This is a genomic window from Rathayibacter tanaceti, assembly GCF_001634385.1.
In the GTDB taxonomy this organism is placed as follows: Bacteria; Actinomycetota; Actinomycetes; order Actinomycetales; family Microbacteriaceae; genus Rathayibacter; species Rathayibacter tanaceti.
This window is the reverse complement of record NZ_LIIN01000071.1, coordinates 1-15,789: the sequence shown is the minus strand read 5'-3', so window position 1 is coordinate 15,789 and position 15,789 is coordinate 1. Positions and strand designations below refer to the sequence as shown.

The window sequence follows — 15,789 nt, the reverse complement described above, 5'->3', positions numbered from 1 at the left end:
CTGCGGCCCCCGCAGCCGGGCCGCTCGGCCGAGGCCGCCGTCGACGTCGTGCGCTCGGGCTACGCCTTCTCCGGGCCGGCCCTCGAGCTCGGTGCCCTCGTCAACGGCGAGGCGCGCGCCGACGTCCCGGTCCGCATCCCCCTCGGGATGCTCAACCGCCACGGACTCGTCGCCGGCGCGACCGGCACCGGCAAGACCAAGACGCTCCAGGTCCTCGCCGAGCAGCTCTCAGCGCAGGGCGTCCCCGTCTTCGCCGCCGACATCAAGGGCGATCTCTCTGGCCTGGCCACGCCCGGTACTCCGAGCGACGCTCTGCTCGCCCGCACCCGCGGCATCGGCCAGGACTGGCGCCCGGAGGCGGCTCCCGCCGAGTACTTCGCCCTCGGCGGCATTGGCACCGGGATCCCCGTGCGGGCGACGGTCACCGGATTCGGTCCACTACTGCTCGCGAAGGTCCTGGGCCTCAACCACACGCAGGAGTCGAGCCTCGGCCTCGTCTTCCACTACGCCGAGAGTGCCGGGCTTCCGCTCGTCGACCTCTCCGACCTCCGCGCCGTCCTCACCTACCTCGTCGGAGACGAGGGCAAGGCCGAGCTCGCCGAGCTGGGCGGTCTCTCGAAGGCGACGGCCGGTGTGATCCTGCGTGAGCTGATCGCGTTCGCCGATCAGGGGGCCGACGTCTTCTTCGGCGAGCCCGAGATCGACACCGCCGAGTTCCTCCGTCTCGCCGCCGACGGCCGGGGAGTGGTCAGCCTCCTCGAGGTCCCTGGAGTCGCCGACAGGCCGGCGCTGTTCTCCACCTTCCTGATGTGGCTGCTCGCCGATCTCTTCAACGACCTCCCCGAGGTCGGCGACCTCGACCGGCCCAAACTCGTCTTCTTCTTCGACGAGGCGCACCTGCTCTTCCGCGACGCGTCGAAGGACTTCCTCGCGGCGATCACGCAGACCGTGCGTCTCATCCGCTCAAAGGGCGTCGGCATCGTCTTCGTCACCCAAACGCCCAAGGATGTGCCGAGCGAGGTGCTCGCCCAGCTCGGCTCGCGCCTCCAGCACCAGCTCCGCGCGCACACGCCCGACGACGCGAAGGCCCTGCGCGCCACCGTCTCCACCTACCCCGAGAGCGACTACGAGCTCGGCGAGGTGCTCCAGGCCCTGCCGATCGGCGAGGCGATCGTGACCGTGATGAACGAGCGCGGCGCTCCGACTCCCGTCGCGTGGACGCGTCTGCGCGCCCCGCAGGCTCGATGAAGCCCACTCCCGAGGCCGACCGCGAGGCGAGCGTTCGGCGCTCGCCGCTCCTCGCCCGTTACGGCGCCGCGCTCGACCGAGAGTCGGCCCGCGAGATCCTCGCCCGTCGGCTCGACGCCGCCGCCGACGCTGAGGAGGCGCGCGTCACCGCCGAGCAGCGCGCCGCCGACGAGGCAGATCGCGCGAAGGACGAGGCCCGGCGCGCGAAGGAGGACGCCGCCGCATCCGCTCGCCGAGACAAGGAACGTGCCGCCGCCGAGCGCGCCGCCGACCAGGCCGCCGAGCGCTCCCGCCGCCGCACCGCGCCCACCTCCCGCTCGACCCGCCGCGACAAGACGGTGGTCGAGGAGGTCCTGGGCTCGAGCGTCGGTAAGACGCTGCTGCGCGAGGTGGTGCGCGGGATCTTCGGGACCGCGCGACGCCGCTGACGCCTTCCGGCGTGATGCATGGTGCTAACGGCTCCGTGTTAGCGTCGGTAGCGTGAGTGAGAGCGGGACGACGCGGGAGCGGATCCTCCGGGCGACGACGGAGCTGCTGGCCGAGGGCGGGCGGGACGCGGTGTCGACGCGGGCGATCAGCTCAGCGGCCGGAGTGCAGGCGCCCACCATCTACCGGACCTTCGGTGATCTGCGCGGGCTGCTCGACTCCGCCGCCGCCGCGGGCTTCGCCTCGGCCCTGGCCGACTTCGAGCGGAGCGAGGCCCCCGAGGACCCGGTCGACGCCCTGCGCGCCGCGTGGAACCACCACGTCGCCTTCGGTCTCGCCGAGCCGCACCTCTACGCGCTGATGTTCACGGCGCGACCGGGGGAGGAGTCGGAAGCGGCGCGCCTGTCCCGGGGCGTCCTCCTCGACGCGGTCCGCGCCGTCGCGGAGGCCGGCCGCCTCACCGTCGACGTCGAGCGCGCCTCGCGCCTCGTGCAGTCCGCCGCGCTCGGCTGCACCCTCACGCTCTCCGCCCTCGCCGAGCCGGACGACGAGCTGTCCTCCCGCTCGCGCGAGTCCGTCCTCGCGGCCGTGACCACGGCGGAGGCGGGACCCGCCGATCCCGCGGCCCGCGCCGTCGTCGCGCACGCGGTCGCGCTGCGCACCGCCCTCCCGGGGATCGAGCCGCTCAGCCCGGGGGAGCGCCTCCTGCTCGACGAGTGGCTCGAGCGCATCGCCGACTGACCCCGCGCGGAGCCCGCACGAACGAAAACGGTGCCCGTGCTGGCGAGAGCAACGGACACCGTTCGCGGAGGATGGGGGATTCGAACCCCCGAGGGCTTTCACCCAACACGCTTTCCAAGCGTGCGCCATAGGCCACTAGGCGAATCCTCCTGGCGCGACCGGGGCCGCGACTCATCGATACTAGCCCGTGTCGGCGGCTCCCGCAGACCATGGCGCCTCGAGGCCGCTCCCGCACGGGCCTGGTGTCGGATACACTGTCCTCCGGCTCCCCGCGTGGCGCCATCCAGGCCAACTCCCCCAGGGCGGAAACGCAGCAAGGGTAACCGGGCTCTGGCGGGTGCGCGGGGGGTCTTTCTCCGTTAACGGGCGCCTCCTCGCTCGGCCTCCTCGCTGCCCCGGTCGTCCAGCCCGCGCCCTCGGTGAACGCTCCTCCACAGCGCACCGCACGTGGACGCCCTTCGCTCTCTGGCCTCTACTCAGCCAGGCGGAGGTGCCCCCTCGGTAGGCTGGATCCGATGGTTCAGAGCATCTACATCTCGTCCGCCGAAGGTCATTCGGGCAAGTCCACGGTCGCCCTCGGCGTCCTCGATGCGCTCAGCAGCCAGGTGCAGCGGGTCGGCGTCTTCCGCCCGATCGCGCGCTCCACCTCCGAGCGCGACTACGTGCTCGAGATGCTGCTCGGCCACGCCGACTCCGGGCTCGTCTACGAGGACTGCATCGGCGTCACCTACGAAGACGTCCACGCCGACGGCGAGGCCGCCCTGTCCCGCATCGTCGAGCGCTACAAGGGCGTCGAGGCGCAGTGCGACGCCGTCGTCGTCCTCGGCTCCGACTACACCGACGTCGGCAGCCCCACCGAGCTGGGCTACAACGCCCGCATCGCCGCCAATCTCGGCGCGCCGGTGCTGCTCGTCCTCACCGGCCGCGACCCCTCCCGCAGCGAGCAGCTCGGCCAGGCGCCCGCCCGCACACCAGAAGAGATGCGCCAGATCACCGAGCTCGCCGCGGTCGAGCTGCGCACCGCGCACGCCAGCCTCATCGGAGTCATCGCGAACCGGGCCGATCCCGCCGCCGCCGCCGAGGCGGTCACTGCGATCCGCGAGGGCCTCCCGGTGCCGGTCCCGGTGTGGGCCATCCGCGAGGACCCGTTCCTCGTTGCTCCGAGCCTGTCCCGGCTGGTCGAGGCGGTCGACGGAGTCGTCGTGGCCGGCGACCCCGAGTTGCTGGGCCGCGAGGCTCTCGGCGTCGTCGTCGCAGGCATGTCGATGGTCAACGTCCTGCCGCGCCTCACCGAGGGCGGAGTGGTCATCGTCCCCGGCGACCGGCCAGAGGTCGTCCTCGCGGTGATCATGGCCTACGCCTCCGGCACCTTCCCGACGGTCACGGGCATCATCCTCAACGGAGGATTCGAACTCCCCGAGCCGATCGTGCGCCTGATCGAGGGGATCGACACGCGCCTGCCGATCGTGATGACCGAGCTCGGCACCTACGACACGGCGGTGCGGGTCACCGCCGCGCGAGGCCGGCTCGCCGCCGACTCGCCGCGCAAGCGCGACACCTCGCTCGCCCTCTTCCAGGAGGCGGTCGACGTCGTCGAGCTGCTGACCCTGCTCGACGTCGGCCGTTCCGAGGTCGTCACACCGCTGATGTTCGAGTACGGCCTCATCGAGCGCGCCCGCATCGCCGACCGGCACATCGTCCTGCCGGAGGGCGGAGACGACCGCATCCTCCGCGCCGCCGCCACCGTGCTCAAGCGAGGCATCGCCCGACTCACCATCCTCGGCGAGGAGGCGGAGATCCGCGCCCGCGCGGGCGGCCTGGGCCTCGACCTCGACGGCGCCCGCGTGCTCAGTCCCCTCGACCCCGAGCACCGCGCGCGCTTCGCCGACGAGTACGCCCGCATCCGCGCGCACAAGGGCATCACCTACGACCACGCCTACGACACCGTCACCGACGTCTCGTACTTCGGCACCATGATGGTGCAGCTCGGCCTGGCCGACGGGATGGTCTCGGGGGCCGCGCACACGACCGCGCACACCATCCGCCCGGGCTTCGAGATCATCAAGACCAGCCCCGGCGTCTCGGTCGTGTCGAGCGTGTTCCTGATGGCCCTCGCCGACCGCGTGCTCGTCTACGGCGACTGCGCGGTGAACCCCGACCCGACGGAGGCGCAGCTCGCCGACATCGCGATCTCCTCCGCCGAGACCGCGCAGCAGTTCGGCATCGACCCGCGCATCGCGATGCTCTCGTACTCCACGGGCGAGAGCGGAGCAGGAGCCGACGTCGAGAAGGTCCGCGCCGCGACCGCGCTCGTTCGCGAGCGCCGACCCGATCTGCTCGTCGAGGGCCCGATCCAGTACGACGCGGCAGCTGATGCGGCCGTCGCCGCCTCCAAGATGCCCGGCTCGCAGGTGGCCGGGCGCGCGACGGTGTTCATCTTCCCCGACCTCAACACGGGCAACAACACCTACAAGGCCGTGCAGCGCTCCGCTGGCGCGGTCGCGATCGGCCCGGTGCTCCAGGGGCTGAGGAAGCCCGTGAACGACCTCAGCCGCGGCGCCCTCGTGCAGGACATCGTCAACACCGTCGCGATCACCGCCATCCAGGCGGCGACGCAGGCGATCGTGCCGCCCACCTCCGCCATCCCCGTCGTGCGCTGACACCACCCGCGTCGCCGCCCCTCCGACCCCGACCCCCCAGGAGTCCCCCATGTCCGTCGTCCTCGTCGTCAACAGCGGTTCGTCGTCGTTCAAATACCAGCTCATCGAGATGACGACCGAGGAGACGCTCGCGAGCGGCCTCGTCGAGCGGATCGGCGAGGAGACGGGCCGCACGCGTCACAGCCACGACGGCGAGAGCGTCGAGTTCGAGACGCCCATCCCCGACCACACGGCCGGCTTCGACGCGATGATCCGCGCATTCGCCGAGCACGGACCGAGCCTCGACGCGTTCCCGCCGGTGGCGGTCGGCCACCGTGTGGTCCACGGCGGCAAGCGCTTCTTCGAGCCCACCGTCGTGACCGACCTCGTCAAGATCAACATCGAGGACCTCTCCGACCTCGCTCCGCTGCACAATCCCGCCAACCTCGAGGGCATCGAGGCGGCGCAGAAGGCGTTCCCCGACGTCCCCCACGTCGCCGTCTTCGATACGGCGTTCCACCACACCCTCCCCCCGGAGGCCTCCACCTACGCCATCCCTGTCGAGCTCGCCGACAAGCACCGGATCCGGCGCTACGGCTTCCACGGCACGTCGCACAAGTTCGTGTCCGAGGCGGCCGCCGCCTTCCTGGGCCGCCGTCGCTCCGATCTCAAGACGATCGTCCTGCACCTCGGCAACGGCGCCTCCGTGTGCGCCGTCGACGGCGCGCCTCCGTCGAGACGTCGATGGGCATGACACCGCTCGAGGGCCTCGTGATGGGCACCCGCTCCGGCGATCTCGACCCGGCTGTCGTCTTCCATCTCGCCCGCAAGGCCGGCCTCTCGATCGACGACCTCGACACGCTCCTCAACCGTCGCAGCGGCCTCCTCGGTCTCTCCGGCCGCGGCGACATGCGCGACGTGCAGGAGGCGTCGGATGCAGGAGACCAGCGGGCCCGCGCCGCGCTCGAGGTCTACTACCACCGCCTCCGCCACTACGTCGGCGCCTTCTACGCCCAGCTCGGCCGCGTCGACGCGATCGTCTTCACGGCGGGAGTCGGCGAGAACGTCCCCGCCGTGCGCGCGGGCGCCCTGCGTGGGCTCGAGGGGCTCGGCATCGAGCTCGACCCGGAGCGCAACGCCGCTCGCGACCGCGGTGCCCGCCGCATCTCGAGCGACGACTCCCGCGTCGCCGTGCTCGTGATCCCCACCGACGAGGAGCTCGAGATCGCGCGCCAGTCGCTGTCGGTGGTCTAGCGGGAATCGGCACCTCCCGAGAACCGGTCGGCGGGCTGTCACGGGCGGAGCACCACGCCGATCTGACGCCTGATGTGGCCGAGGATCACGGGCAGCGGATCCTCGAGGTGCAGGGTCGCGGTGGTCGTGAGGTGGATGATCGACGTGATCACACGTGCCAGCGGAGCCGCATCGTCGTCATTGAGCCGAGCGTCGCGCACGACGATCGCCCGCAGTGCCTCCTCAAGGCGCATCGAGAGGGTGAGCCCCTCTCTGCGCCACGGCTCCGCCGGATCGCCGAACACCAGCTCGTGCAGGTAGGTGCGACCGTTCTCCGGCTGCTCCCGCAGGCACGAGACGACGGGCGTCACGAGGGCGAGGACCTGATCGAGCGCTCCCGCTGAGAGGCCGGAGGCGGCGAGGCCGTCGTCGATGGCGGCGGCGAACGTGCGGTTCTGCACCATGATCAGCAGTTCCGCCTTCGTGGCGGCGTAGAGGTACAGCGTGCCGATGGCGACGTCGGCCCGATCGGCGATCTGCTGCGTCGTGACTCCGCCCACTCCGCGCTCGGCGAATAGCTCGCGCGCAGCGTCCGCGATCCGCCTCCGCTTGTCCTCCTTCGCGCGCTCGCGCCGCCCCTGCGGGACCTCCTCGGACTCCATCACGGTTCCTCCTTGACAAACTTACTGAGTGAGCTCACAATTGAGTCTACTCGGATAAGCGGGAGAGATCTCCTCGCCGCCGGGATCGCGCAGGAGAGCAGACCGACATGACAGCGTCACCGGGCAGGGGAGCGGCATCCGCTCCTGTCATCAACGCCCCCACGCAACGGGTCCGCGCCGCAGGAGCCGACTTCGTCTACCGCGAGCTCGGAGCGGACAGTGGCGACGCGCTCCCTCTCGTGGCCCTCACCCACCTGGGCGCGAACCTCGACAGCTGGGACCCCGAGGTCGTCGACCCGCTGGCCGAGGACCGCCGTGTCCTGCTGATCGGATACCGAGGCGTCGGCGGTTCCTCCGGAGCGGCGCAGCAGTCGTTCGAGGCGGCCGCGGACGATGTCGTCGCCGTGATCCGGGCGCTCGGCGTCGAGCGCGTGGACCTCTTCGGCCAGTCGATGGGCGGCATGGTCGCTCAGGCTGTGCTTGAGCGCGCTCCCCAGCTCGTCGACCGGGTGGTGCTGGCCGGCAGCGGTCCCCGCGGCGGCCCCGGGCTCGTGACCATGGGCGGAGTGATGATCCGCGGCATCCTGCGCGGCGTCCTCACCGCCACCGACCCGATCGCGCTCCTCTTCTTCACGCGGACGCCGAACGGGAGGAGCGCCGCGAAGGCGCTCGCGGCTCGCCTGACGCGCCGCCGAGTCGATCGCGACTCCGCGGTCACCCTCGGCGTCGTCCGGCGGCAGCTCGGTGCGGTCCGGCGCTGGGGCGAGGAGCCGCCGGCCGACAGCCTGTTCCCCCATCGAGCCCTGATCGTGCACGGCGACGGCGACCGTCTCGTGCCGCCGGTCAACGCCGATCTGCTGCGTGCCCGGTTCACCGATGCGCGACTGGTGGTCCTCCCCGACTCCGGGCACGGCGTCGTCCCCCAGAACCGCCGGGCCGTCGTCGACACCGTCCGATCCTTCCTCCGCCGCTGACCTCGGCACCGACACCCATCAGGAGACACACCATGCGCGCCTTCGCCATCGACACCTACAAGGGGTCCCTCCACGAGACCGAGGTCCCGGAGCCCGCCGTGGGCCCTCGCGACGTTCTCGTCACGGTCGCCGCCGCCGGGGTCAACCAACTCGACGAGAAGCTCCGCGTGGGCGAATTCCGCGCGATCCTCCCCTACAAGACCCCTCTCGTGCTCGGCCACGACGTCGCGGGCACCGTCATCCGGACCGGCTCGGCCGTGCGCAGCGTGAAGCCGGGCGACGTGATCTACGCCCGTCCGCGCGACCAGCGGATCGGCACCTTCGCCGAGCGCATCGCCATCGACGAGCAGGACGTCGCCCTCGCCCCGACCTCGATCAACCTCGCCGAAGCCGCATCGCTGCCCCTGGTGGCGCTGACCGCGTGGCAGGCCCTCGTCGAGCGGGGAGCGGTCGGCCCCGGCTCGAAGGTCCTCATCCACGCCGGCTCCGGGGGAGTGGGCAGCATCGCGATCCAGCTCGCGAAGCACCTCGGTGCTCATGTCGCGACGACCGTCTCCGGCGGCAACGTGGAGTTCGTCCGCGGGCTGGGCGCTGACGTCGTGATCGACTACCGCACCCAGGACTTCGAGAGGGAGCTGAGCGGCTACGACCTCGTGCTCGACAGCCTCGGCGGCGAGAACCTCGACAGGTCGCTCCGGGTGCTCGCCCCCGGCGGCAAGGCCGTCGGGATCTCCGGTCCCCCCGATCCCGCCTTCGCCGCCGAGAAGGGCCTGAACCCGGTCCTGCGACTGGCGATCACCGCGCTCAGCCGCCGCATCCGCTCCCGCGCGAAGAAGCTCGGCGTCTCGTACGAGTTCCTGTTCATGCGCGCCGACGGTGAGCAGCTGGCGCGCATCGCCGAGCTCGTCGACTCCGGAGCCGTCCACCCCGTCGTCGGAGCGACCTTCCCGTTCGAGCAGACACCCCGCGCGCTCGCCTCCCTCGGCACGTCCGGGACACGCGGCAAGTCCGTCGTCCTCGGCCTCTGACCCCCACCACTCCAGAAGGAACGAGCACCATGAGCACCCGCACCCCCGTCGTCACGTCGTACGCACTCGCGCCCACGAAGACCCTCACCACCGAAGGCGCGACCTTCGCGTACCGCGAACTCGGGCCGAAGGAGCAGATCCCCGTCGTCTTCTTCGTGCACCTCGCCGCGACCCTCGACAACTGGGATCCCCGGATCGTCGACGCCGTCGCGAAGAACCGGCACGTGATCACCTTCGATCAGCAGGGCGTCGGAGCCTCGGGCGGCACGTTCCCGAAGACACTCGAGGAGGCGGCCGACGACGCCTACCTCTTCATCCGCGGTCTCGGCTACGAGACCATCGACGTCTTCTCGTTCTCGATGGGCGGGATGATCGCGCAGGACCTCGTCGTGAAGCATCCGACTCTTGTCCGCAGGCTCGTGCTCACCGGCACCGGCCCGCGCGGCGGCAAGGACATGGACAAGGTGGTGGGCGTGACCTACCGGGACATCCTTCGCTCCGTGTTCACGCGCTCGGATGTGAAGGAGTTCCTCTTCTTCCCCCGTGACGCCGCCGGCAAGAAGGCGGCGAAGGACTTCGTGCGTCGGCTCTCGGAGCGGACGGTCGACCGTGACACGGCGATCAGCCCGAAGGCCTTCGCCACCCAGCTGAAGGCGATCCAGCGCTTCGGCCGCTCCACTCCGTCCGACCTGTCGGTGATCACCCAGCCCACCCTCATCGCCAACGGCGATACCGACCGCATGGTCCCGTCCGTGCTGTCCGAGGACCTGCACCGGCGCATCGCCGGCTCCGAGCTGATCATCTACCCCGACTCCGGTCACGGCGGCATCTTCCAGTACTGGGAGACGTTCGCGCCGGTCGCCGTGTCGTTCCTGGCGGCCTGAGACCGCATCCATCGCCGCCGCAGGGCGCGGCCCCCTCCCCACACCGCCGCGCCGCGCACGAGGCGTCCCCAGCACCGATCAGACAAGGACCCCGACATGACCACGACCTCCACCATCACCTTCGAGCGCACGTCTGCGCAGGTGGCCCGCATCACCTTCGCCAACCCGCCGGTGAACCTCGTCACCGGGGAGACGGTGCTCCGCCTCGCCGAGATCGTCGAGCGGCTCTCGACCGATCCCGATATCCAGGTCGTCGTGTTCGACAGCTCGGTGCCCGACTTCTTCTACAACCACTTCGATCTCGCCGCCGCAGGTGACTTCGCTCCGCCGGAGGACGAGAACGAGGCCGGGATCTGGACGACGCTCGTGCTGGCGCTGTCGAAGGCCCCCTACGTCACCGTCGCCGTGATCCGGGGGCGCACCCGTGGAGGCGGCGACGAGCTCGCGCTGGCTCTCGACCTGCGCTACGCCAGCCGTGAGAAGGCGCTGTTCGGCCAGCCGGAGGTGGGCTCCGCGATCCTCCCCGGTGGCGGTGGCAGCGAGCGCCTGCCGAGGGTGATCGGGCGCGACCGTGCCCTCGAGGCGATCCTCACCGCCGACGACTACGACGCGACCCTCGCGGAGCAGTGGGGCTGGGTCACCCGGGCCCTGCCGGATACCGAGCTCGACGCGTTCGTCGAGGCGATCGTGGCGCGCCTGGCCTCCTTCGACCGCACGGCGCTCGCCTCGGCCAAGGCGCAGATCAATCGGGCGACCCTCCCGCCGGACGCCGACCTCGCCGCGGCCTACCGCGAGTTCTGGCACTCGATGAGCCTTCCCGGCTTCTCGGCCCGCGCGGCAGCCGGCCAGGCCCTCGCCGAGAAGGTCGGGCTCGACCTCGAGTACCGGCTCGACGAGTACCTCGGCGCTGCTGCTCGCCGCGACTGAGGTCCGACGCGTGCTCGCCTCCTCCGGAGGAGGGCCCCGGCTCCGCCCGCCTCAGCGGGCAGCGTCCTCCAGCACCCGCTCCTGACCGGAGTAGACGTTGAAGCCGTCGGCACGGCTGAAGCCGAGCAGGGTCAGCCCCGAGCTCCGCGCGAGGTCGACCGCGAGCGATGAGGGCGCGCCGACCGCGGCGAGCAGGGGGATCCCGGCCATCACCGCCTTCTGCACGAGCTCGAACGAGGCGCGCCCCGACACCTGGAGCAGGGTTCCGCGCAGGGGCAGCCGCCCCTCGCGGAGTCCCCAGCCGACCACCTTGTCGACAGCATTGTGACGGCCCACGTCCTCGCGCAGTACGAGCATCGATCCGTCGGAGTCGAAGAGACCGGCCGCGTGCACTCCGCCCGTCCGCTCGAACACGGCTTGCGCCTCGCGGAGCCGCTCCGGCAGCGCGACGACCAGGCCGCGGTCGATCCGCAGCGGGTCCTCCGTGACGCTCCAGGCCGACTCCGTCGCGACCGCCTCCAGCGAGGCGAGGCCGCACACCCCGCACGAGCTCGACGTGTAGACCGAGCGCTCGCGCTCGAGCAGCACCGCCGCCCGGCCGCCGCGCACGGTCGCGTCGACCACGTTGTAGGTGTTCTCGGCCGGCCCCGCCCCGCTCGCGCAGTAGCGCATCGCCGCGAGCTGCTCGCTCGCCGTGAGCACTCCCTCCGAGACCAGAAACCCGGCGACGAGGTCGAAATCGTCACCCGGCGTGCGCATGGTGACGCTGAAGCGGCGGCCGCCGACGCGGATCTCGAGCGGCTCCTCGACGGCGAGCACGTCCTCGCGGCGGCGGGGCGGCTCGGCGCCGCGGACGGCGGTCAGGCGGGTGCGGGCGACACTGCGACTCATGGTTCTCCTCGTGCGGTGGAGGTCATCCTCCCACCGCGGCCCGGGAGCGTCGCGACCCTTCCGACGTACGATGCTGGAATGGTCGATGACGCCGAGCCCCGCGAGAGTCCGATCGACGAGAGTCGCCTGTCCGTCCGCGCGCCGAAGCGCAGGGCGGTCGGCATACCGGGAGTCGCTCACGCACTGCAGATCTCGCTGAAGCAGATGGGCCCGGTCCGCAGTGCCGAGACGCTCCTCCGCGTGAATCAGAAGACCGGCTTCGACTGCCCCGGCTGCGCGTGGCCCGAGTCCGACAAGCGGCACGTTGCCGAGTTCTGTGAGAACGGGGCGAAGGCCGTGGCGGAGGAGGCGACACTGCGCACCGTCACCGCGGCGTTCTTCGCCGAGCATCCGCTCTCGGAGCTCGAGACCTGGGACGACTTCGCCCTCGGCCAGCAGGGGCGCCTGACCGAGCCGATGCTGCTCGAGGAGGGCGCGACCCACTACCGGCCGGTGGGCTGGGACGAGGCGCTCGACCTCGTCGCCGAGGAGCTGCGGGCCTGCGCGAGTCCCGACGAGGCGATCTTCTACACCTCCGGCCGCACGTCCAACGAGGCCGCGTTCGTCTACCAGCTGCTCGTCCGCGGCTTCGGCACGAACAACCTGCCCGACTGCTCCAACATGTGCCACGAGTCCAGCGGATCCGCGCTCACCGAGACGATCGGCATCGGCAAGGGCTCGGTCAGCCTCCGTGACGTCGAGCGGGCGCCGCTGCTGATCGTCGCGGGGCAGAACCCGGGCACCAACCATCCGCGGATGCTCACCGCGCTGGAACGCGCCAAGCGGGCGGGCAGCACGATCGTGGCCGTGAACCCGCTGCCCGAGGCGGGCCTGCTCCGCTTCCAGAACCCGCAGACCGTGCGGGGGACGGTGGGCGAGGGGACGGTGCTCGCCGACCACTTCCTCCAGGTGCGGCTCGGCGGCGATCAAGCCCTGTTCCAGGGCCTGGGAAAGGCGCTGCTCGACGCGGAGGAGGCGCGCGGCGACGTCTTCGATCACGCCTTCATCCGTGAGAGCACCGAGGGCCTCGACGCCTACCTCGACGAGCTGCGCACGACCGAGTGGTCCGAGATCGAGCGGGGCGGCGGGATCGACGAGGCGCGCATCCGCGCTGTCGCCGAGCTGATCGCCGCGGCCGAGGGCACCGTCGTCTGCTGGGCGATGGGCCTCACGCAGCACGCGCACTCGGTCGCGACGCTCAAGGACGTCGTCAATGTCCTCCTTCTCACCGGCAACATCGGCAAGCCCGGCGCCGGCGTCTGCCCTGTCCGCGGCCACTCCAATGTGCAGGGCGACCGCACGATGGGCATCTTCGAGCGGATGCCGGACTCGTTCCACGATGCGCTCGACCGGGAGTTCTCCTTCGCTTCCCCTCGCGAGCACGGCACCGACACCGTCGCCGCGATCCGCGCGATGCGCGACGGCCGCGCCAGGGTCTTCGTCGGGCTCGGCGGCAACTTCGCCCGCGCCACGCCCGACAGCGGAGTGACCGAGGCCGCGATGCGCTCGCTCGCGCTGACGGTGCACATCTCGACCAAACTCAACCGCTCACACGTGGTCACCGGTCGTCGCGCGCTGATCCTGCCCACGCTCGGGCGAACCGACGCCGATGTGCAGGTGAGCGGTGAGCAGCGGGTGACCGTCGAGGATTCGATGAGCGCTGTGCACGCCTCCCGCGGCCGACTGCGCCCGCCGAGCCCGGCGCTGCGCTCGGAGGTGGCGATACTGACGGCCCTCGCGGAGCGGGTGCTCGCAGACCGCGAGAACACACCCCGGGTCGACTGGGCGGGGCTCCGCGGCGACTACCGGCTCATCAGAGCGCACATCGCACGGGTCGTCCCCGGCTTCGAGGGTTTCGAGCAGCGGATCGAGGTGCCCGGCGGCTTCGTCCTCCCGCACCCGCCGCGCGACTCCCGGAGCTTCGACACCGCCTCCGGTCTCGCCCGCTTCACCGCGAACCCGCTCGAGTACCCGCTCGTCCCCGAGGGTCGGCTGCTGTTGCAGACCCTGCGCTCGCACGATCAGTTCAACACCACGATCTACGGCAGGGACGACCGCTACCGGGGGATTCACGACGGCCGACGGGTGGTCTTCGTGCACGCCGACGACATCGCGGCGCTGGGCTTCGCGAACGCGGCGATGGTCGACCTCGTCTCGGAGTGGCCGGACGGCGTCGAGCGGCGGGCGGAGGCGTTCCGGATCGTCGCCTACGACACTCCACGCGGCTGCGCCGCCGCCTACTATCCCGAGACGAACGTCCTGGTGCCGCTGGACTCGACCGCCCGGGTCAGCAACACCCCGACGTCGAAATCGGTGGTGATCCGGCTGGAGCCTGCAGCCTGAGCCTCACCGCGCCGGCGGGTGAGCCTGCTACAGAGTCCCGGTCGAGGTCCGGAAGCAGGAACGGCAGCGCGGCGAGCGGGATGCCGGGCAGCCCGATCGTCGGCTCTCCTACGGCGTGTCGGAGATGGTGGTGATCGTGGCTGCTTGTCCTCCCCTCGTGTCATTCACCGTGCTCGTCAGGTGAACGGAATCCCCCACCCTTGTGGAAACGCGCACATCCCGACTCGCATACAGCTGTGTGAACGAATCAGGCAGTCCCTCGCCGCGCGCTTCCCTGACATTGATACCGTTGTCTTTACTGTAGGGCACTGCGAACATTTGGTCGAATGCGAATCCGGACGTCGGGTCGGTGAATCGCATGATGCCCTCCGCGCCGAAAAGACCGAACTTCTTCTGTGCGCTGTAGACGCCGACGGAGACGAAAGTGGTCACTGTTCCTTCGGAGGAGACGGAGAGGCGCTTCGTCAGCTGCACCGGGTCGGGGAAGTTGTCCATCATGGACGTCATCTCGCCGCAGTTCATGTACGTGTCTCCGCCGATCGTGAGGTCCATCGAGGTGTTGTTCGCCACGAGCCCCATGATCTCTTTCGGGTTGCTCGTGACGAGCCAGCTCAGCAGCGTGAATGCGGCGATCACCACTGCACCGATCGCGGTCTTGAAGCCGATGCTCTTGATCCCCGCCACCACGGCCGCTCGCAGAGCAGTGCCCGCAATCACTTCCTTGGCCACGCCCACCACCATCGGCACGGTGATCGACAGGATTCCGCCGGCGAGCATCTGGAGCGCAAGCGCCTCGGGATCGCCCGCTTGGGACATCAGCTTGAGGCGGTTCTCGGTGACCTGCACGTACTTCTTCACATCCTCGCCCTGCATGCCGCGCATCGCGAGAAACGTCTCGGAGTTCACTGTCCAATTAGGCACGAGAGCGCGACCGTCGCCCTGGATCGCGAGAAGAAAGGAATCCTCCTGCGCGCCACGGTCGTCGGCCGAGGTCTCGGAGAAGATGACGTCGAGTGCTGCCTGTGCGCTTCTCATGATTCCGAGAGCTCGACCCTCGTCGCCGTCGATGAGCAGCTGTCTCACATCGAACCCGAGCCATTCGGTCCACTCCGCCAATTCGCGTTCGGCGAATGCGCGTGTTTCTGTGCTCTGTGAATCGATCATTGTTCCCCCATTGGACGGTGATCTGTGTCTGGCATCTCGCTCGAGAGTAGCGTTATCGTCTCCCTTGCGCAGTCGGCGGTCAACGGGTCCTCTGTCCCCTCTTCGGGGCGAGCGAATCGTCTGTCGAAAACCCACCGATCGGCTGTCGATCGAACAGGTGCGACTCCGGAGTCAGCTGTTCGGAACACACCCTGGAATTCTGCCGACTCGATCATCGGACGACGAGTTCTCCGCATCGTGACAACGAATGTCTGTCTGGTGAACCGATGACCAGCTGGGCCGGAACATCCGCCTGCGCAGCCCCCGATCAGTTCCACGACACCCTCTCGTGAGCCGGTGGCGTATGTCCTCCGTCAGGCGCCGGTCCTGGACGCCGTCTGTCGCGTTCCGACGGAATCGGCGGGGCGGCAGGGTGGGTCATGACCGCCTCCTGTGGAGACGCTGCGGGCACGCCACTCCTCTCAGGGGTCGCGGCCTCCGTCACGGCCGCGGCCCCCGTCACGGCCGCGGCAGACGACGGTCGCGCCTCACCACGGCAGCGGCAGCAGGCGCACGGAGTCGCCTGCGCGGCTGCGTCGGGCAGGCACGAC

10 protein-coding genes, 1 tRNA gene, 1 other RNA gene and 2 pseudogenes are annotated in these 15,789 nt (G+C 70.5%); 10 read left to right on the top strand and 4 right to left on the bottom strand.

Annotation, left to right across the window (positions count from 1 at the left end):
• Positions 1-1,676 (top strand): annotated as a pseudogene (locus ACH61_RS09740) (helicase HerA-like domain-containing protein).
• Positions 1,677-1,728: 52 nt separating this feature from the next.
• On the top strand, positions 1,729-2,415 hold the full coding sequence (locus ACH61_RS09735; RefSeq protein WP_068211675.1) for a TetR/AcrR family transcriptional regulator: 687 nt from the start codon (positions 1,729-1,731) through the stop codon (positions 2,413-2,415).
• Positions 2,416-2,480: 65 nt separating this feature from the next.
• Here ACH61_RS09735 and ACH61_RS09730 read toward each other — a convergent pair.
• Positions 2,481-2,565 (bottom strand) — tRNA-Ser (locus ACH61_RS09730).
• Between the two features lie 110 nt (positions 2,566-2,675).
• Here ACH61_RS09730 and ffs point away from each other — a divergent pair.
• From ffs to ACH61_RS09715, 3 genes and pseudogenes are all read left to right on the top strand, one after another.
• An RNA gene (ffs, locus tag ACH61_RS09725) (signal recognition particle sRNA small type) lies at positions 2,676-2,772 on the top strand.
• Between the two features lie 158 nt (positions 2,773-2,930).
• Entirely contained in the window at positions 2,931-5,075 is a 2,145-nt protein-coding gene (pta, locus tag ACH61_RS09720; RefSeq protein WP_068211672.1) for a phosphate acetyltransferase, read from the top strand.
• A 49-nt stretch (positions 5,076-5,124) separates the two neighbouring features.
• Positions 5,125-6,308 (top strand): annotated as a pseudogene (locus ACH61_RS09715) (acetate/propionate family kinase).
• A 38-nt stretch (positions 6,309-6,346) separates the two neighbouring features.
• Here the strand turns inward: ACH61_RS09715 and ACH61_RS09710 are convergent.
• The gene (locus tag ACH61_RS09710; protein ID WP_068211668.1) at positions 6,347-6,949 is read right to left on the bottom strand and encodes a TetR/AcrR family transcriptional regulator; all 603 of its coding nucleotides are present in this window, start codon (positions 6,947-6,949) and stop codon (positions 6,347-6,349) included.
• Between the two features lie 107 nt (positions 6,950-7,056).
• On the opposite strand from ACH61_RS09710, the gene ACH61_RS09705 reads away from it, so the two are divergent.
• From ACH61_RS09705 to ACH61_RS09690, 4 genes are all read left to right on the top strand, one after another.
• Complete coding sequence (locus ACH61_RS09705; RefSeq protein ID WP_068211666.1) at positions 7,057-7,923, top strand: alpha/beta fold hydrolase; 867 nt, start codon at positions 7,057-7,059, stop codon at positions 7,921-7,923.
• Between the two features lie 32 nt (positions 7,924-7,955).
• Positions 7,956-8,951, top strand: a complete 996-nt coding sequence (locus tag ACH61_RS09700) for an NADP-dependent oxidoreductase (protein WP_068211662.1) — start codon at positions 7,956-7,958, stop codon at positions 8,949-8,951.
• 29 nt (positions 8,952-8,980) lie between these two features.
• Positions 8,981-9,835, top strand: a complete 855-nt coding sequence (locus ACH61_RS09695; protein ID WP_068211660.1) for an alpha/beta fold hydrolase — start codon at positions 8,981-8,983, stop codon at positions 9,833-9,835.
• 96 nt (positions 9,836-9,931) lie between these two features.
• Positions 9,932-10,762 (top strand): enoyl-CoA hydratase/isomerase family protein, encoded by an 831-nt coding sequence (locus ACH61_RS09690; protein WP_068211657.1) that lies wholly within the window; start codon positions 9,932-9,934, stop codon positions 10,760-10,762.
• A gap of 51 nt (positions 10,763-10,813) precedes the next feature.
• On the opposite strand, the gene fdhD is transcribed toward ACH61_RS09690, so the two are convergent.
• On the bottom strand, positions 10,814-11,653 hold the full coding sequence (fdhD, locus tag ACH61_RS09685; RefSeq protein ID WP_068211654.1) for a formate dehydrogenase accessory sulfurtransferase FdhD: 840 nt from the start codon (positions 11,651-11,653) through the stop codon (positions 10,814-10,816).
• A gap of 78 nt (positions 11,654-11,731) precedes the next feature.
• On the opposite strand from fdhD, the gene ACH61_RS09680 reads away from it, so the two are divergent.
• Entirely contained in the window at positions 11,732-14,035 is a 2,304-nt protein-coding gene (locus tag ACH61_RS09680; RefSeq protein WP_068211650.1) for an FdhF/YdeP family oxidoreductase, read from the top strand.
• Positions 14,036-14,143: 108 nt separating this feature from the next.
• On the opposite strand, the gene ACH61_RS09675 is transcribed toward ACH61_RS09680, so the two are convergent.
• Positions 14,144-15,199, bottom strand: a complete 1,056-nt coding sequence (locus ACH61_RS09675) for a DoxX family protein (protein WP_132504474.1) — start codon at positions 15,197-15,199, stop codon at positions 14,144-14,146.
• Positions 15,200-15,789 lie beyond the last annotated feature (590 nt).